General features: G+C 66.8%; 12 protein-coding genes and 1 pseudogene. 4 read left to right on the plus strand and 9 right to left on the minus strand.

Annotated features, from left to right (window positions below; translation table 11 throughout):
* Positions 1 to 160: 160 nt before the first annotated feature.
* The 5 genes from ACFVS6_RS28585 to ACFVS6_RS28605 all read right to left on the minus strand — a co-directional run bounded on the left by ACFVS6_RS28585 (position 161) and on the right by ACFVS6_RS28605 (position 6567).
* The gene (locus ACFVS6_RS28585; protein ID WP_389708217.1) at positions 161 to 1477 is read right to left on the minus strand and encodes a hypothetical protein; all 1317 of its coding nucleotides are present in this window, start codon (positions 1475 to 1477) and stop codon (positions 161 to 163) included.
* Positions 1474 to 3465, minus strand: coding sequence for a polymorphic toxin-type HINT domain-containing protein (locus ACFVS6_RS28590; RefSeq protein ID WP_389708219.1), 1992 nt, complete (start codon positions 3463 to 3465; stop codon positions 1474 to 1476). Before ACFVS6_RS28590 ends, ACFVS6_RS28585 begins: the two co-directional genes overlap by 4 nt.
* 113 nt (positions 3466 to 3578) lie before the next feature.
* A complete protein-coding gene (locus ACFVS6_RS28595; RefSeq protein ID WP_389708221.1) occupies positions 3579 to 5039 on the minus strand; it encodes a radical SAM protein in 1461 nt (486 codons plus the stop codon).
* 711 nt (positions 5040 to 5750) lie between these two features.
* A complete protein-coding gene (locus tag ACFVS6_RS28600; RefSeq protein ID WP_389708223.1) occupies positions 5751 to 6146 on the minus strand; it encodes a hypothetical protein in 396 nt (131 codons plus the stop codon).
* Positions 6147 to 6420: 274 nt separating this feature from the next.
* On the minus strand, positions 6421 to 6567 hold the full coding sequence (locus tag ACFVS6_RS28605) for a hypothetical protein (protein ID WP_389708225.1): 147 nt from the start codon (positions 6565 to 6567) through the stop codon (positions 6421 to 6423).
* Between the two features lie 227 nt (positions 6568 to 6794).
* On the opposite strand from ACFVS6_RS28605, the gene ACFVS6_RS28610 reads away from it, so the two are divergent.
* Both ACFVS6_RS28610 and ACFVS6_RS28615 read left to right on the plus strand, forming a co-directional pair.
* Entirely contained in the window at positions 6795 to 8060 is a 1266-nt protein-coding gene (locus tag ACFVS6_RS28610) for an XRE family transcriptional regulator (protein ID WP_389708227.1), read from the plus strand.
* A complete protein-coding gene (locus tag ACFVS6_RS28615) occupies positions 8057 to 8590 on the plus strand; it encodes a GNAT family N-acetyltransferase (RefSeq protein WP_389708229.1) in 534 nt (177 codons plus the stop codon). The genes ACFVS6_RS28610 and ACFVS6_RS28615 overlap by 4 nt, the downstream gene beginning before the upstream one ends.
* Before the next feature lie 804 nt (positions 8591 to 9394).
* On the opposite strand, the gene ACFVS6_RS28620 is transcribed toward ACFVS6_RS28615, so the two are convergent.
* Both ACFVS6_RS28620 and ACFVS6_RS28625 read right to left on the minus strand, forming a co-directional pair.
* Positions 9395 to 10345 carry an RNA-binding protein gene (locus ACFVS6_RS28620; protein WP_389708231.1) on the minus strand — a complete coding sequence of 317 codons (951 nt, stop codon included), beginning with the start codon at positions 10343 to 10345 and terminating at the stop codon, positions 9395 to 9397.
* 382 nt (positions 10346 to 10727) lie between these two features.
* A complete protein-coding gene (locus tag ACFVS6_RS28625; protein ID WP_389708233.1) occupies positions 10728 to 12104 on the minus strand; it encodes a tetratricopeptide repeat protein in 1377 nt (458 codons plus the stop codon).
* 128 nt (positions 12105 to 12232) lie between these two features.
* Here ACFVS6_RS28625 and ACFVS6_RS28630 point away from each other — a divergent pair, with 128 nt between their 5' ends.
* Complete coding sequence (locus tag ACFVS6_RS28630) at positions 12233 to 12700, plus strand: hypothetical protein (RefSeq protein WP_389708235.1); 468 nt, start codon at positions 12233 to 12235, stop codon at positions 12698 to 12700.
* Positions 12701 to 12704: 4 nt separating this feature from the next.
* Here ACFVS6_RS28630 and ACFVS6_RS28635 read toward each other — a convergent pair.
* Positions 12705 to 13828 (minus strand): annotated as a pseudogene (locus tag ACFVS6_RS28635) (IS630 family transposase).
* Positions 13829 to 14402: 574 nt separating this feature from the next.
* On the opposite strand from ACFVS6_RS28635, the gene ACFVS6_RS28640 reads away from it, so the two are divergent.
* The gene (locus ACFVS6_RS28640) at positions 14403 to 15203 is read left to right on the plus strand and encodes an alpha/beta fold hydrolase (RefSeq protein ID WP_389708237.1); all 801 of its coding nucleotides are present in this window, start codon (positions 14403 to 14405) and stop codon (positions 15201 to 15203) included.
* 308 nt (positions 15204 to 15511) lie between these two features.
* Here the strand turns inward: ACFVS6_RS28640 and ACFVS6_RS28645 are convergent, their stop codons facing one another.
* Entirely contained in the window at positions 15512 to 17509 is a 1998-nt protein-coding gene (locus tag ACFVS6_RS28645; RefSeq protein WP_389708239.1) for a hypothetical protein, read from the minus strand.
* Positions 17510 to 17662 lie beyond the last annotated feature (153 nt).

A 17662-nucleotide genomic window follows, 5' to 3' on the forward strand; every position in this document is an offset into this window, starting at 1 on the left:
GTTCACGCGGCGCTCCGAGGTCACATCCAGTGGTGCGGTGGTGTTGCTCGTCCCGATTACGACGGGTGCGGGCAGGGGTTGCGGGGGCCCGCACCCGAGATGCCGCGCGCGCCCCTCCGGAGGGAGGGGCGCGCTGGGTATGGGGCTTGTGACTTGATGGTCAGGTCTTCTGTACCAGGGGTTCGATGGAGTGGATGAAGTGGTCCTCGCTGTAGTGGAACTGGCGGCCGAGAACCTGGTAGCGCGCGTATTGTTCTTCGGTGATCGGCAATCGCATCTCCTGTACGGTCCGCAGCAGCAGACGGAACGCGAGGTCAGGATCGACTCGACTGGTCGTTTGTTCCAATGCGTCCGTCACAACGTCAGCGGCCACGGGACGCCAGACAGGACTGATCTGCATGTCCACGGCGACGCTTGCCATTTCCCGGATCTCGCGAAGGACCGATCCAGCCAGGTCGGTGCGGACGGCTGCAGGAGTAAGGACAAACGTTGGCGCGACATTGGCAAGGCGTTGCTCACACACCCCCAAGATCTCTTCCAACCAATCGCGGCCTGTGAGGCCCATCTCGTCGATGTTGTGGCCCCGGTTCGTGGCTGCCAGCCACAATACGGTGATCACTTCGTCAGGCAGGTCGGATTCTGCGAGACGCCGAACGTCCTCCGTAACAAGGGCTGCCTCCGAGCCGGGAGGCCGATCGTAGCCCTCTTCCATCAATGCCCGCAGAACCGTTTCCTGAGGCGTGCGATGTTGCCAACCCGAGGTGAAGTACCTGGACAGTTGGGATAGTCCGAAGTCCTGGTAGAGGGCGTCCCTTGAGGTGTCGATCGCTCTCCATCTGATGGCGAGGCCGTCGTGGACAACTCCCGAGTGGAACCCAAGATTCAGGCCAAGGGCGAGCAGACTCAAATAGTCATCGTGGGCAACGGACACGGAATGCGTCTTGAGTACGCGCAGGAACAGTCGAAAGCCCACGTTGCTGTCCGCCTCTGTCACTACCCGTTCCAAGCCGTCGACGAGTTCCGGTGACGCAGAGGCGCGGAGAAGTGCAGGAGTCGCAGTGCGGAGTTCTTTCAATACAGCCTGATGCAGGCGCTCGTCCCGAACCGGATGAGTGAGGGGCGGTGAATACGTGGGCTCGTCCTGCTGGAGCCGCGCCACGGACACCTCCGAAAGCCGTTCCAACCAAACACGAGTTTCCATACCGTGGGTGACGGGATCGAAGGCGTGGCCGGCCGCCGCTGACCACACCATGCGTAGGACGCGTTCCGGCAGTCCTGACGCGAGCAACCGGCGGGCGTCCTCGCCCAATGCGATGGCGTTTTCCCCCTCAGATCCGTCCGCGAACTCCTCCGCCCATCTGAGCGCGGTTGCCAAGGTGGTGGCGGAGCCTGTGTGAGCGAGGCTCAGGCGCTCGGTCAGCCCGGTCAGCCCGAAGTCTTCGATGTACGTGAATTCCTCAGTTCCTTCTTTCATCATGGCGACCCCGTGGGAAACGCGGTCATGACAGCGTAACCGCCTCGACCCTTACCTGTGTGTTCCGGTATTCTCATCAACTTCACCGTGAATGTATTTCCAGCGTCCGTCACTGTCCTACCATCCGGATGGTAGGTCTTACCCAAAGATCGAACTCCGTGCCATGTGCCGCTAAACTCCAAGAGGAGTCCACCGGGCCGCGTTCTGGTTTGGCGCGTTACCATATAGTCTCTGACTGCCTTTTTGTCCAGAACCATCTGACCGTTCTCCAGAACGGTTCCGAATTTCTGCTTCATGGCCATGTCGACGGCCTGCTGGGCAACGTCTTGATTGGTCCATACCGAATTAGGGCCACGCTTCCTAATCGCATGAGCGAATGCCTCGGCCGGAGTCGGGTTCACATGCTCCTTAAGCGTGTGCATCTCGGCGCTGTAGTCTCTCAAAGCAGGGAGAAGCTCATCGTCCAGGTTCGTGCAATTGTGCACGAGAACGTCTGTGGTTCGTGGACCCCCCGTGCCCACGTAGAACGTGTGCAAGTTGTTGACAGTCAGGTCGTAGACCTGTCGCGCAGCGGTGTCGGGATGGTCCCGCACATACGTCACGGCAAGACGTCCCCCGTCGGGGCGAAAGAGCAGGTCACCGGGGCGCAGTTCCGATGCGGCGACCCAGCCGCGCCTGCTGGTGTGGATCTTGTGTCCGGGGGTGGTGTCCAGGGTGCTCCCGTCGGCCAGGGTGATGCTCACCAGATGGCTGCTCGCATGCTGGAATGTGTCGGTGACGGGTTCGGAGCGGCGTACTCCCGTGTCGGGATCGGTGGCCAGTACTTGGTCTCCGACCTGGAGCGAGTTGATGGGTCGGTGTGATCCATCGGCCATGAGCACTGGGGTGCCGGCGGCGAAGCTGTTTCTCTTGCACGAGGTGAATAGTGCCTCGGCGATGTTGGCCTCGTACTCGAGGGCTGCCAGGGCCTGGGGGTTGAGCCTGAGTGTCTTCAATGCTCCCATGGCGTCGGCGATGCCGATTCCGGTGCGCATGGCGGCGTCGAGGGCGGTGATGCCATCCGCGATGGGCCTGAGGATTTTGCCCGAGAACAGGAGTCCTACGTCCAGGGCTGCCCAGGCGCAGCCGCCCCAGCTACCGCGTTCGAATCCGGAGGAGAATTTCTCAGTGCACTTGATCCAGTGGCCGAAGAGGATGTCCACCGGGTCGACGCCCGCTTGGTACTCGCCAATCGTGATGGTGCGTGTGACCTCTTGGGAGAGTTCTTCCGTCTCGTATTCACCCATGTAGACCGTGTCAGACGCGGGGCACGTGGCTGTGGTCGGGTCCAGGACCGTTGCGGTGCACCGGTACAGGTCGACGTACGCCTTGTACCGGATCTTCAAGGTCATCGTGCAGTCGCCCTTGTAGAAGAGCGCGTTCATGAAGCCTTCGCAGCCAGCCGTCTTCCTGAGGGTCTCGGGCTCTCCGATCTCCTCGGTACGGTTGATGACGTGGAACATTTTGCCGATGGACTGACCGGCTCCGTCGGGGACGGTGCCGGTGTCGATCTGCTTCGCCTTGGCCGCCTTTTCGGCCCGGTCGGCTGCCTCTTGTGCTTCCTTGGCGTACTTGTCGGCGTCCTTCGCGGCTTGTTCGGCTTCGGTGGCGGCGGTGGCGGCGCGGTCGGCGGCCGCGCGGGCTGCCGTCGCGTCGGCTTCGGCTTGGGCGGCGGCCGCACGGGCGGCCGAGGCATCGAGCGCCGCTTGGTCGGCGGAGTCTCGTGCGTCCTTGGCGTAGCCCTCGGATCTGCCGGCCGCCGCGTTCGCCGCGACGGCGTCGGCTGTCGCTTGTCGGCCGATCTCGGTGGTGCGGGCCAGAGATGCCGCTGCCTGGGCCGCCGAACCGGCGGCCGCTGCCGCGTATTCGAGGGCCTCCTTGGCGTAGCCGCGGGCCTGTGAGGCGTATCCAGCGGCGTTCGCCGAGTGCTGGTATGCGGCCTTGGTGTCCACGTCTGCCGTGTCCGCGAGGGCTGTGGCGGAGGCGGCCTCTTCCTGGGCATTCTTTGCGTGGGCCTCGGCGACCGCCTTTTGCTGGTCTGCGATCGTCTTCGACGCCTGGCCTGTCAGGAGCAGCAGGCCTGCGGTTGAGTCGGTGGTCGCGTACGGCGAGCCGAGCTGGATGGCGTCGTTCGCCGGTCGGGCGACCTGTGCTGCCGACTTTCCGGCGTCGGACGCGGCTTGGGCGGTGATGTATGCGAAGCCGGCCGCCTTGGCGGACGCGGCTCGTGCCTTGACGGCTTCCTGGCTGGCCTTGTCGGCCTGGGTCCTGGCGGTCTTGGCCTTGCCGTCCGCTTCGTCCGCCCGCGCGACGGCGCTGCGGGCCTCCGTGGCGGCGTGCTGGGAGGCGGCCGGACGACCTGGACAGCGCCGAGCGCCTTGCCTGGGTGGACCGGCAACTCGCCCCGCTGCTGCCCTTCGTCCGAAACGGCTGGATTGAGGTCCAGCACTGCCCCGACGAGCGCAGCGATGCCCACCTGGGACGAGCTGAGCGTTGAGGAACGCGAAGTCCTGGTCTGCGCGGCCGAGGCGAGCGGCATGCTCACCGGGGCGTTCGGCATCTGGGAGGAAAGGTGGTCCCTGAGGTCCAGCCGGAGGTCGTCTCTCAGCAGGCAGGGCTGGAGGCCCCCGCCGTGGTCGATGCGCAGCGACCAGAAGCCCTCCACGCACTGCTTCCGAACGGGGCAGGTTCCGCACTGGCCAACGTGGTGACGTCCCAGGTCTCGGTGGATGACGTCGATCTTGATGCCGTCCACGTTGAATACGCGGCGCCCCTGGCCGACGCCGGCCTCTTCGATCCGCTCGTCCGTTGTGAGGGTGCGCAGGTGCCTGATCACGTCGTCTGCGGCGACTGCGGTACCGGCGATCCCCTCGTTGAAGTCGGTGTTCACGAGTTCGATGAACTGGACGGGCATCCGGCGGTTGAGCGCGAAGTCGAGGATGCCTCGGACCTCGTGGGCGTTCGTCGTGAGGAGGAGGCAGTTCAGCCCGACCTCCTTGAAGACCTCCCGGGCGGCCTCGATGCCGTCGAGGACGAGGGCGATCTCGAAGCGGGTCTGCGCGATGGTCCGGAAGGTCTCGTCGGAGAAGTAGTGGAGGGAGACCTTGACCTTGTCCAGCCGGGTCTTGGTGAGCCACGCCTGAGCCCTGCGCACATGAGTGCCGTTGGTGATCAGTGTGTACGAGCCGTCCGGGCCGAGCGGAGGCAGTCCGGACAGCACCGGACGGGCCATCGGGGATGTGAGGGGTTCGCCGCCGGTGAAGTAGAAGCGGTCCATGCCCCTGTCTGCCAGGGCCCCGATGATCGTCAGGTAGTCCGAGGCCGCCAGCTCGCGGGAGCGCGGCTGCTTCGTGCGGTCCTTCTTCGTGAGCGGGGGCGGCGTGTCGCCCTCGTTGTGGCAGAAGAGACAGGCCAGGTCGCACCTGGGTGTGAGGGAGATCCGGGTCTGCCCTCGAAGGGCATTGAAGTTCCGCAGGGCAGTCCAGTCGACTACCGGTGGGTCGTAAGGGGAGAGCGTGATCGTCACAGCAACCTCCGCACTTGTGGCTTGCCCACCCGTTTGGGGCGGGAGTAGATGGGGCCCGGCTACTCGGGAGCGACCACGCATGCAGCCGGGCCCAGCTCCCTTCCTGGCCTGGGGGGGGGAAGGCCAGAAGCTCTCGGGAGCGCGTCCGGCGCGGGTAACGGCTGATCGCCGCGCGGGAGATCTTGGGGTTCTTGATCCAGGAGGCACACAGGAGGACCCCGAGGATGAAGCTGGTGAGAAGGATGATCAGTCGGTCACCACATCTCCGGGGTCTCCGATAGGTCCGCCTGCGGTCGGGGAGCGATGGTGCGGGAAGGACGGCGGCGGGCGGCACGGTCGTCTACGGGGACCCCGGAGAGGGAGCACCGGTCGATGAGCGTGTAGCCCGTGTGGTCAGCTATGCGACCTCTGGTCACGACGGCGAGCCGACCACAGCCAGTCCCGGGGCATCTCAACGCGTAGAGCCGTTGAGTATCCGGGTCACGGAACACCTGGTGCGGGTATCCGAGATCGGCTACCGAGGGTGTGATGAGGTCGATCAGAGCCATGGCTTCCGTCTGGGATTGGAGCCTCGCCCGGCCGGGGAGATGGATGGGGTGATCACGGCCGGGGCGAGGGGCTTTCGGTGCTGACCGATTCGGTCGCCGACTACCGGACCGGCCCGGGTCTGCCCCCATCCCGGACCCCTTTCTGACGTCCGGGACAGGGAATCTATGCGGCGACGCGCGCCAGGGGGCGGTAGACCTTGCCGTGCATGGCCATTACCCAGGGGGCATGGGTTCGGAAGATCAGCACCCGCTCGGATCGTCCGCTCGGGGCCCTCATGTCGTCCACCCGGTGGTACCCGCCGTCCAGCGGGATCAGGTCTCCGACACGGACATCGGTGGGCGGGCACTCGATCGCCTCGAAACCGATCGGGGCTTTCGGCCTCCCCGGCCCCGGGCCGTTGGTCCCACCGCGGCCTCGCTTACCGGCCTCACTCGCGGAGCGGTCCTTCACGCAGACGCTCTCCATGGCGGCCCACACGCAGCCCTCGCTGGTCTCCAGCTCCAGGACTCCCCGATGGACCATCTTCACCAAGCCCCGCTCGCCGCGCTCGGTGTCCAAGACCCGATCGCCTTTGTGGAAGCGGGGCTCCCTTTCGCGCTGGCTCAACCCTTTCACCTTCTTACCGGCGGCTCGTGGTTCCCGATGACTCGGACCGGCCGGTCACTGACGATGACCTTCGTCTGGTCCTCGCTCGCGCAGTGGCAGAGGCGGGCTTCGGTGGTCCAGCTCGTACTTCCCGGCGGACGTACCAGGGTCAGCATCGGGCCGTTCACCTCGTCCACCCGTCCGACTCGGCTCAGTGCGTCCACAACCACGTCTCCTTCCATGAAGGTCACCTCGTGTTCCAGTTGGTGAGAATGTGGGCCAGGTGCTCCATGTCGCGGGCGGTCATGCTGGTGAAGCGCCAGCGCCCGGGGAAGTTGGGGTCCTCGAACAGGGCGACGCTCGGCAGGTCGTTCGCGGCGAGAGCGGCCTTCAAGTCAGCAGCAGCCCGTTGCCCGTTCCTCAGGTCCTCGTCCATCGCCATGGTTTTCGCTTCCCACCTCCGTTGATCGCCTCTGGCCTTGTGAGGAACAGATTGGACCGCTGACTGCCTTAGCGACAGGAAGAGTTGATGGCGAAGCCGATGGCCTCGACCGGAAAACTTTGCGCTTCGACTACCAGACCTCTGGCTTCCTACGTGGTGACCTGACTACTTTGAGCAACATGGGAGAGAACGCCGAACTGAGGGCGGCACTGGCCAAACTCGGCTTCAAGCAGGAAGAGTTAGCAGGTGAGATGAACACCGCGCTCCAACGGCTGACCGGCAAGACCGGTAGTTTCTCGGACCGCACGGTAAGGAACCTGCTGGACGGCTCCACTCGCCGCCCCACCGGCAAGACGCGGATTGCCTTGGAGTCCGTTTTCGGACGCTCGATCGCGGAACTAGGGTTTAGACCACCTAGCTCCGAAGCACTTCGGGAGGACTCCGTGCTCCGTCGCCGCTTTGTCACCGCAACCACCTCCATCGTCGCCTCCAGCGCGATCCCGACCGGATCCTCCCCCTCCCCCAAACGGATCGGGACGCAAGACGTCGAGCGGCTACAGGAGCGGTTCGCAGAGATCATCGCCAGCGATCACCGCCATGGCGGCCAGCGAGACATCGAGGTCAAGGCCGCCGGCATGTCCGGTGAGGCTCTGGCCCTCCAGGAATCGCGAAGCGCCAGTCAGCGCGTCCGCAGCCATCTGTACGCCTCCGCTGCCGCCTTCCGTAGCAGCGCCATGTGGGCCGCGATCGACGGCCGCAGGTACGACGCCGCAATCGCCCACATGCAGGCGGCCCAACACCTTGCCGAGATGTCCGGTGACGCGGCGATCAAGTTCCGAATCTGGAGCCACGCCGGCACCATGTACCGGCACATGGGCCGCCACACCGACGCGGCCGCCGCGAACCAGGTCGCCAGGAACCTGGACCTCAACCGGCGTGACCCCATGTTCGCCTCGCTCGGGCTCGCGCGCCAAGGCGCCATCCACGGTGCCGCTGGGGACAAGAACGCGACACGCAGGGCCTTCCATGACGCCCAGGTCGCGATGGACCGGGCCGACCCGTTGGCCTACCGTCCGGTCTGGATGAACGCCTTCTTCGACCAGGCGGAGCTTCACTCCCTCGCCCTGTCCGCCTACCTGGAGCTGGGTGATCACGCCCGAGCCGAGTACCACGCCCATCAGTGCCTGGCGAGCCTGCGCCCGCACATGGCGCGCTCGAAGGCCATCTCCACGTCTCGACTCGCAAGAGCGCAGTTGGAGCAGGGCGATCTGGAGCCCGCGATCAAGACCGCGATGTCGGTGTCCCGTGACGCGGCGATGCAGCACCCTCGGGTGGCCGGGATGCTCCACGTCTTCGGGAAGCGGCTCCAGGCCCTCGCCCCTGCCAGCGCCGAAGCCGCCACCTGGTCTCAGTACGCACTCGACACACGGAAGGCCGGCCTATGACGGGCACGATCACTCTCCAGCGGTATACCGAGCTGGGGGCCGTGAAGAATACGTTCCTGGACCTGTGGGCGGAGGTCCGTGCACCACTGCTGCACCTCCCGAACTACGCCGTCAGCACCGTCTCGGATCGCCTCGATCGGCATGCCACTGACGAGGGGTTCGAGGTCGTGATCGGCTACGACGGAGACGAGCCGGTTGGCTACGCCTACGGCAACCATGCTGGCCCTCAGGACAGGTACTGGACTCGGATCACACCGTTCCCTGATGATCTGTCACTCCGCGGAAGCGGCTTTGCCCTCAAGGAGCTGGGTGTCCGTCCGGCCTGGCGAGGAACCGGCGCGGCCAAGCGCATCCACGATCACCTACTCGCCGGACGCGAGGAGAAGTACGTGAGCCTGATGGTGAACCCGGAGGCCGGTGATGGGAAAGTCCAGCGCCTCTACGAGTCGTGGAACTACACCGCTCTCGGAACGAGCCAGCCGTCCCCAGACTCCCCCGTCCTCTTGGCCATGGTTCGAAGCACTGACTGACCCGACAGCTTTACCAGGTCCGACACGGCCCGCGCAGCGGACCAACACGCTCAGGCACGCCGAGTCCTCGAACTGCAGGCAGCTGACGACCCAGCCGGAGGAGGCGCTGCACCTGGCGGAGGAGTACGAAGTGTCACGAACGCCTTGTCGAATACGCCGATGTCGGCCGACAGCGTCGAGGCCGCCACCGTGATCGACAGATCGGTGTCAGCCGCCAACCGGTGACGTGTGACGGACGACGCCGGTGCAGGACCCGTTGATGTGCACAAGACTGCAGGAGAAGCGAGCACAGTCGGAGGCATCGATGCGTGCACGTGGATGAGGGGGTTCCGTGGAGCCGGCTGAGGAGCGTTCAGGGACAGAGAGTCCGGACAAGGTGAGGCGGCTGCAGGGCGTCGCTGCCGTGATGGTGGTCGAGCTCCAGCGTGCGGATGGGAAGGCGACTGCCGTGTGCGGCGCCGCAGGGGGATTCCTGACAGCCGTCGTGGCGTTATTCGCCGCCCTTGAAGACGCGCCGCGGTGCTCGGTCGTCGCGCTGTTGGTAGCGTCGGTCTTGCTGGCAGTCGCGGTGGGCGTGGCGCTGTGGGCTCTTCGTCCGGTGCTTCCGCAGGTCGGTTCGCCAGAAGCATTGCTCGGAATGCGGCGGGGGTCCGATATCGGGCCCGTGATCGCGTCGATCGGCGGGTTGACTGTCGTGGAGCAGCTGCGTCTGGAGGAGGCCCGGTTGGCTGTGAGCACGACGCCTGGCTTGTTTGGACAACTTCAGTGCCCACCGTCGGCTTGCCCGACCGGCCCGAATTCGGGTCACCATCGGGCGCGCAGCATGCCGTCGCGGTCAGGCAGGACGGCGACGAACAGTGGGTGGCGTTCGTCGGGGTACATGGACAGGGCACAGGCCGCCCGCGCGTCGGCCACCAGGGCGGTGAGCTCCTGGTACTCGGTGTCGTCGACGACCGCGTGGCGGATCGTTCCGTCCTGCTCCTCCCACACGAACTCCACGGAGTCCTCCGAGGGGAGCGCGGCGAGGACCGCGCCGACATCGGAGGTCAGGTCGGGCCAGACGGTCAGCTGAGCCCTCGGGCCGAGACAGGCGCGCACCGCGTCGAGGTTCTCCGTCGTGAGGCGGTGCCAGCGTGCGGCGTTGCGCACGTAGGTCTCCTCCAGGAGCACCGTCTGCCGTGAGGCCACTTCCGTGCGCAGGCGCGCCCAGAAGCCCTCGTCGGCCGGCTCCGTCGGTTCCGGTTCGTCGAACTCTGCCGCGTAGGGGGAGGCCGTCAGCGGTTCCGGGAACAGGCCGAGTGCACGCGTACGGGCCACGGCGTCCGCGCAGGGCCGGTCGCTGCCCACGTACACGTACTGGTCCCACCCGACGTGCACGGTGAACAGGTCCCCCACCTCCAGCCGGCACCATGCGCCCTGGTCACGGAGCATGGCTCGAACAAGCTCCAGAGCGACCGAAAGGGAGACCTCGGCCCCGTCGTGGTAGCCGGCGAGGTCGGGAGGGAAGAGCCCGCCGAGGCCGTGTCCTTCGACCGGCGGCTCCACGCCGAAGTGGACCAAGCCTGTGACACCGGGCTCACGGATCTCCAGCCGGTCGATACCCGAGGCCTCCGCGAAGGCGGCGATCGCTGCCAGGTACGCCGCTTCGACCGGCCCGTGGTCACTGTCCGTGTCTTCGGCGCCGGCGTAGTGGCCGCGCTCGTCGCGGTCGGCAGGGTCGTACTTGGTGATCCGGTGGACGAAGGCCGGGGGCACGCTGCTCCTTGGGCGGGGCGGAAGAAGTGCAAGCGTAGTTTCCGGCCCCGCGCCGGTATGTCGCGGGTTGCTCCTTCGGCCCGCATCGGAAAGGGGTGCCGGGATCGACACGCTGTAGGCCGGTCGATCCCAAGGCCGACGGCGTGCCACCCGGCGCGGGACAGACCCCGTCGGGTGACGTGGCGCCGAGCAGGAAACGGTGAGGGATCTCTGCGTCCTCAACCAGGGTGAGGACGCCGATCCACAGCAGGCTCCCCGTGTCGCCTGCGCACCGCGTACACGAAGGTGGGGAGGGGATCGGTGGGGGAAACAGCCCAAGACTTGCTGAAGGTGTCGACGATTCCCGAAGGCAGCAGGAGGCGGTTCCGCTCGCCAAGCTGCGTTAGAAGGGGGGCTCCAGGGAGTACCCGTTCTCAGCCAGAGTCACAGGCTCGGGCTTGGGTTTGGCAGCTCGCTGCTCAGCCGCCGTCGGGTGGATGGCGATCGCCTCGGCCGCATGCCCTTGCCGGATCAAGACCTCGCACAGTTCCTCACGTGCCTCGATCGTGCCGAGGGCTCGCAGTTCAGCGGCGGCGGCGTCGAACTGGCCGGCCGTGCTGAGAAGGTCGGCTTTGACGATGCGGGGGTCGGTCCAGGGGCGCGGGTCGGCTTCGGTCAGGGCGATCGCCTCGTCGACACGACCAAGGCCGGCGAGGGCCAGGGCTCGCCACCCGTGCTGGAACTCCTCGTGGTCATGGTGGGGTACGACACTGGTGTGCTCCACCAGTTGCATCAGTTCCTCGGGGCGCCCGAGAAGCTGGTAGGCGAGTGGTACCAGAAGGTTGGAGCAGTCGTACCAGCCGAAGCCTGGTTCGGCCACGGCGATCGCGTCATCCAGGCGGCCGTCCTGAAGCAAGGCCGAGGAGAGCCAGGCGCGGTACCCGACCCAGTCGTCGGCGGCGATGGCTTCGCGCATCACGGTCTCGGCTTCCTCGGCCCGGCCGTGGTCGCGAAGGGCACCGGCGTAGATGTCCAGGACGGTGTGCGTGTTCTGCCCGGTGGCCAGCTCACGCAGCTCGTCGAGGCGACCATGACGGGCCAGAAGCCTGGCGTAGGCAGTGAGAGTGTTCTGCGTAAGGTACTGGTCCGCGGCTATGTCCTGACCGAGTATCCGGATCGCTTCGTCGGTACGGCCCGCGCGCTCCAGCACCTGGGCCTGGAGTTCCTGCGCGTTGGAGAAGGGGTGGTTCCAGCGGCTCTCTCCCCGTGCGTGGCGCGCACTGTCGGCGTGCGGAGCGATTAGCTCCAGCACCCGCTCGTCACGGTTCTGTCCTTCGGTGATCTCAACGAGGACGGACAGGGTCCACCACCCGTCGATGTTCGGGGCGAGCAGATCGACGGCCTCGTCGATTCGCCCTGCCTTGGCCAGCAACCCGGCAAAGTCATGGCACTTGGATTTCGAGGTTTCACCAGTGGCGTCCGTGCGCACCAGTTCCAGCGCTTCCTGCGGCCGTCCCGACCGGAGCATGATGTCGGCCTTCGCCCACAGGGCAGTCGGCCACCCGGTCGCGACGAATGGCTCCATCACCTCCAGCGCCCGCCCGAACTCCCCTGCCCGGCAGAGCTCCTCGACCGCGCCTTCAGCGCAGGACCACTCCCCGCGTTCTGCCGCCGCCTGGATCACCAGTTCCAGGTGGCCGTGCTCCAACAGCAAGTCCACGCGTCTCGGGGCGAGCCCGCCAAAGTTGCTCGCCTGCCAGACGAGATCATCCGTGTGCATGAACGGGAGCGTAGGTGCACCCGCTGACATCCAGGCCCCCAGCCGGTCGGCTCGCCTAGTGCTGTGACCGGGAAGGTTCACCGGGATCAGTACCCTGAGCCCGGCTGCGGTGGACGAGGAGGTCGGGCATGACGCGGGGACTGTCGGTGGACGAGGCCGTGGGACTGCTTGAGGGCGAACTGGGGTCAGGGCAGCGAGCGCTTGACGAACTGGTCACGGAAGACCTCTGGCTTGCCTTCCTCCGATTCGGCCGACGGCTGTTCGATGTCCCGGACACACCCGACGCTGACGGTCTTCTGTTCCAGTACGGGACCCACGCGTTCGACGGTCCTCCGGCATTCACGCTGGACCTCACCCGACAGTTCGAGATCTCCGAGAGCAACGGTGATCACGACCATTACGTGCAGGTCCACTGCGAGCTCAGATACGGGCTCGCACCCGCCCTGGAGGTCCTCGGAAGCTTCGACTCGTGGTTCTTCCACGATGCCGGAGACGATCTCGAAGAGTGGGCTCAAGGACTGACCGAGCGAACAGCCTGGGCAACGATCCACAGACTCAAGCCGAACAAGATCAGGGTGTATCAGGAGCAGGTGTAGTCGTTCAGGCCACCATCGTGGTGGGACGCCCTCCCCAGCGGACACCCTTCTCGCTGCGGATGCGGGCTCGTTCACGTCGTTGGGCTGCGAGGACGCCGGGGTGGCGAGCGTTTCGGTTGCGCCAGCGCAGGTAGGCGTGGAGGGCCCGGGTTTGAACCGTGTGGTTGGGATGGTTCGAGTTGGCCAGGGTGAACTGCCGCAGCGGTCCGAAGGGGGCCTCGATGGGGTTGGCCCAGGAGGCGTAGGTCGGGGTGAAGCACAGCTCAACCTTGTTCTTGGCCGCCCGCCTTTTCATCCGCGAGTTCGTGTGGGCGGAGAGGTTGTCGAGAATCACGTAGATCGGGGCGCCGTCCGGGCGGGCGGGCGGCCCGAATGGTTCGCAAGGCTGCCCAGGTGTGGTCGATGCCTTTGCGGCGCCGGTTGATCCCCCACATCTGGTCGTCGCCGACGGAGTAGCAGCCGTGGAAGTAGGTGATCCCGTGGGTTCGGCGGAACGTCGCCGGCAGTCGATCTGGCCTGCCCTGTTCTGCCCAGCAAGAGCCGGCGGTCGGGCGGATGCCCAGCGGTCCGAACTCGTCGAACGCGAACGTGCGGTCAGGCCGCTGGTTGATCGCGTACTCGATTCGGGCGAGCTTTGTGTCGAAGTCGGGGTCCGGGGACTCCTTCCAGGTCTTCGTGCTGGAAGGAGATCCCGCGGCGGGACAGTAAGCACCGCAGAGCCTCGCGGCCGATCCGGACGGGCCGGGCAATGTCCCGCCGCAGGTGATCGGCGAGCTTGCGGATGGACCAGCGGGTGAAGGGCATGCCCAGGACGGTCGGGCGGGTAGTGGCCGTCTGGACGACGAAGTCCTCGTCGTCACGATCGAGAAGGCGGGGACGGCCTCCCGCCCATCGAGGGTTAAGGCATGCAAGCCCGATCTCGTTGAACTTGTGGATCAGGTCGCGGACAGTGTCCTCGTCCGCCTGGACCAGACGGGCTATGACCGGGACCGTGCTTCCGCTGGCCGAGGCCAGCAGCATCATCGCCCGCCGGAACCGCACCGAGGTGCCACTGCCCCGCCGCACGATGTACTGAAGTTTCCGCCCCTCATGCTCCGTCAGCCTGCGAATCCGGACCGGTTGCGCCATCCCGCCTCCCCACTGGTCCGGGAAGCATTTCCAACCAGCACGACGAGCAACCCGGCGAACCTTCCCGGTCACAGCACTAGACCCACCGGTACGCACACAGCGAGCAACCAATCAGGCACGCTGCCTCCCCCTCGCTCTTCGCGTGACGGCACCCGCTCGGGAAGCCACTGCATGCCGGCCCCTGCCTCCCTGGGGACGCGCCACAGAAGCCCGATGGTTCTCCCACCGACTCTCTCCCCCGCCCGGCATGCCTACCCGCAGCCACCCGGGAGCAGGGGGGGTGTGCCACAAGGTACGCGCTTGGACGGTTCGGCCCGTCGGCCGGAGACGGACCGGCAGCGCCGGACTCACCCGTTCCCATGGCGACATCGGGTTGCCATGTGGTGGTTCGACCAGGTGGCGGGCACATGATCTTGTCCGTCCGCACAGGTCACCGCGGCAGTTGGCGGACGTACCGTACTGCCAGGTCCTTGATCACATGGGTCGCCCCGCCGACCCGGTGCCCGGTCGTGCCGAGGGCATCAACCCGACGGCGTGCCCACGAGGCCCGAACGACTTCAACAGCGGGGGAAGCATGTTCAAGGTAATCAGCTCCGACGGAACCGCGATCGCCTTCGAGCGACACGGCGACACGGGCCCGACACTGATTCTTGTCGGCGGCACCTTGATGACCCGGGCCCGGCACGCACCGCTGGCCTCCCTGCTCGCACGTGACTTCACGGTCATCAACTACGACCGCAGGGGCCGCGGTGACAGCGGTGACAGCGATGTCTATGACGTGCAGCGCGAGATCGACGACCTGGACGCGCTGATCGAGCTGGCGGGCGGACCGGTGCGGCTCTTCGGGATGTCCTCCGGAGCGGTCCTGGCCCTGGAGGCCGTGGCCAGGGGCAGCGCTGTCTCCGCCCTGGCCCTGTACGAACCACCGTTCATCGTCGACCGGACCCGCCCACCGCTGCCCGCCGATTACGTCACCCGCGTGAAAGCGCTCATCGCGCGAGGAGACACCACCGAGGCGCTCACCTACTTCCTGACCACGGGCCTGGCCATGCCGCGCGAAGCCGTCGCCGCGATGCGGGACACCCCCGTCTGGGCGGCGTGGGAGGCGACCGCCCCAACCCTGCCCTACGACGGCCAGTTGATGAGGGACACCATGACCGGCCGGCCACTGCCCACCGACCGGTGGCAGTCCGTGAAGGTGTCCGTTCTGGTCGGCCACGGCAGCGCGGGCGAGACCTACATGACCAACGGGGCGAAAGAACTCGCCTCCCACGGGGACAACTACACCCTGCGCGCCCTGCCCGGCCAGAACCACAACGTCGACCCACACGTCCTCGCGCCCGTGCTCACCACGTTCTTCACCGCGGCGCGGTAAAGCCTTCTCAGGAACGACCTCGCCGGCACAAGCCAGAAATCGTCATTCGACAAGGCGGCCCTCGACCAGACCCGCCGGGCGGACCAATCCGGGGGCATCGCGGTGAACAGCACCGAGTACGGGTTCTCAAACCGAGACCGAAGGCACTCCTCGAAGTACTCCTTGAACCGCTTCGGGTCACCGGTGATCCCGGCCTTCTGCACGCAATGACCGGCGCCCTCCGGCTCCGCTCTCACCTCCGGTCCTGGTCGTCCGCCCAGCGGCCGGCTCCCGATCCCCGCCGCGGGGGTCGGGAGCCGGGTCGGGTGTCAGCGGTGCCACATGACGTACAGCTTGTCCTGGTGCACGGCGGCGGCGGGTTCGCCGAGGATGCTGGTGCCTGTGGGGCTGAGGGTGGTGGTGTCGTTCCAGGCGGGGTTCTCGGCGGCGCAGAGTTCGCCGGCGCCGCCGCGGTGGAAGAGCCAGTTGGAGCCCTGGTAGTGGGCTCCAGCCAGTCCGGCGGTGGCCTTGTATCGGTCGATGATCTGGTCGCGTCCGGCGCCGGCGAGGCTGCCGAGATACACCTCGTTCTTCTCGCCGCGGATCATCCGCCACAGTTCGGCGTAGGAGGAGACGAGGCCGATGGGGCTGCGTGAGGTCCAGTCGGTGGAGTCCTCCCACCAGTCCCAGTCCCCGTCGGCGCTCCGGCAGCAGCCGTGCCAGATGTTGTCGTCGGTGCCGACCGTGGACATCCACAGCCGGTTGTCGTAGGCGGCGAGTGCGGGCGCCAGGGTGGTTTCGAGGTTGTGCTGGTGAACGAGATAGCCCCAGGTGTCCTGGCCGGGCTGGAGGTCGGCGAGGTGGACGCTGTTGTCGCGGCCGGTGATCGCCGCGTACAGGCGTCCGTCGAAGACGGCCAGGGCCGGGGCGCAGTAGCTCCAGCCGTCGCTGATCTGCCGGGGATCGCTCCAGACGCCGTCGGTGAGCCGGGTCCACATCACCCGTTCGCTGCCGGGGTCGACGTACGCGGCGTACAGGGATCCGTCGAAGGAGGCGAGGGCGGGCGCGCTGGCCGTCTGCCAGGGCAGGTTGATGGCCTTGCCCCACTTGCCGCCCGTCCGGACGGCGTATTCGAGGGTGCCGGTGGGGAAGGGAACGGGGGCGCCGGTGTAGTTGATCTTCAGGGTGTGGTGGCCGTCGCCGTTGAAGTGGAACTCGGCGCTGCCCTGCCTGTCCATGATGGCCAGGTCACGCTGGTCCAGGACGATGATCCGGGAGCTGGACAGGTCGTCCTTGTTGCGCAGGGCCTCCATCAGGAACGCGCCGAGCTTGATGGCCTCGCCGGCCAGCCCGAGCAGGTCCGCGCCCGGCATCACGCCGGTCGCCAGTTCCCAGGTCGGGCTGCTGAAAATGTAGGTGCACAGATCATTGAGCTGCTTCTGCAGGGCGTCGTACCACTCACTGCTGGACTGGTCGGACTCCCAGCAGTACACGGCCAGTACCACCGAGCCGGTGGTACTGCCCCAGAACACCGTCCGGTCCCCGGAAGGAAAGGTGAGCGTCTGGCCCTTCTTGACCCCTCCGAAGACCTGGGAGGTGTACGACCTCCCGGATGTCTTGTCGCTGCCCGATGAGGAGCACCAGTAGATCTCGTCCTTGCCGCCGCCCTGGTCGCCGACGGCCTCCACGACGTAGAAGGACTCCAGCTCCAGCCGCGCGGCGAACTCCCGCAGCCCGTCCGGCCCGGCCTGCGCGGCGCGCGACTGCGCGGTCGGGTCCTCCGCCGCCTCGCCCGCGCTCCTGCCCGACCGCGCGGAGGCCGGACGGGCGAAGACGCTGGCTCCGAACCCGGCGTCCCGCATCCCCGCCAGGAACTCGGCACTGTCCAGGTTCCCGCCCGCGGCCAGCGCCTCGGGATCAATCACCGACATGTTCGGCTGCGCAAGCGCCTCCGAGGCCACCGGCGCGAACCCGCTCGCCAGATCCGACAGACTGAACCCGGACCCCGCCGGCCGGCCGCTGATCGACGCCGGCACCACCGCCACCCCGGTACCGAGCTTGTCCACCGACTCCCGGTACACCCGACCCCACGCCCGGATCTCCTCCTCCGACAACGCGGCCCCCAGCACACCCAGGAGCCGCTCCTCCAGATCGGTGGCCGGCTGCCCCTGCCGCAACCGGTCCGCGGCATGCAGCGCCGCACCGATCACCACGTTCCCGTGCTCGACACCCGCCAGCGCCCGCCCGGCCCTCGTCGTCGCCCGCGTCCCGGTCAGCAGCCCCTTCAGTCGTTCCAGCCTCTGCTGCTCGGTCGTCCCGTCCGCCATGTACGCGTCCCGCCTGCTCGTTCCCGAAACCGATGCCGCCCCGACCGGGGCCACACGCAGGCAGGACTACGCAACCAACACCCCCACAAAACACCATCCGCACTTGTCCGCCACAAAACGTCCTGAAACCTCCCCAACAGGCACGATCCCCTG

This window comes from Streptomyces sp. NPDC057939, from assembly GCF_042887545.1.
Lineage (GTDB): Bacteria > Actinomycetota > Actinomycetes > Streptomycetales > Streptomycetaceae > Streptomyces.

What these genes read in the sequence shown, in the direction of transcription:
- ACFVS6_RS28615 (WP_389708229.1), top strand. Translation starts at nt 8,057, where the DNA reads ATGACGGGCACGATCACTCTCCAGCGGTATACCGAGCTGGGGGCCGTG.
- ACFVS6_RS28645 (WP_389708239.1), bottom strand. Translation starts at nt 17,509, where the DNA reads ATGGCGGACGGGACGACCGAGCAGCAGAGGCTGGAACGACTGAAGGGG.
- ACFVS6_RS28640 (WP_389708237.1), top strand. Translation starts at nt 14,403, where the DNA reads ATGTTCAAGGTAATCAGCTCCGACGGAACCGCGATCGCCTTCGAGCGA.
- ACFVS6_RS28585 (WP_389708217.1), bottom strand. Translation starts at nt 1,477, where the DNA reads ATGATGAAAGAAGGAACTGAGGAATTCACGTACATCGAAGACTTCGGG.
- ACFVS6_RS28610 (WP_389708227.1), top strand. Translation starts at nt 6,795, where the DNA reads ATGGGAGAGAACGCCGAACTGAGGGCGGCACTGGCCAAACTCGGCTTC.
- ACFVS6_RS28630 (WP_389708235.1), top strand. Translation starts at nt 12,233, where the DNA reads ATGACGCGGGGACTGTCGGTGGACGAGGCCGTGGGACTGCTTGAGGGC.
- ACFVS6_RS28625 (WP_389708233.1), bottom strand. Translation starts at nt 12,104, where the DNA reads ATGCACACGGATGATCTCGTCTGGCAGGCGAGCAACTTTGGCGGGCTC.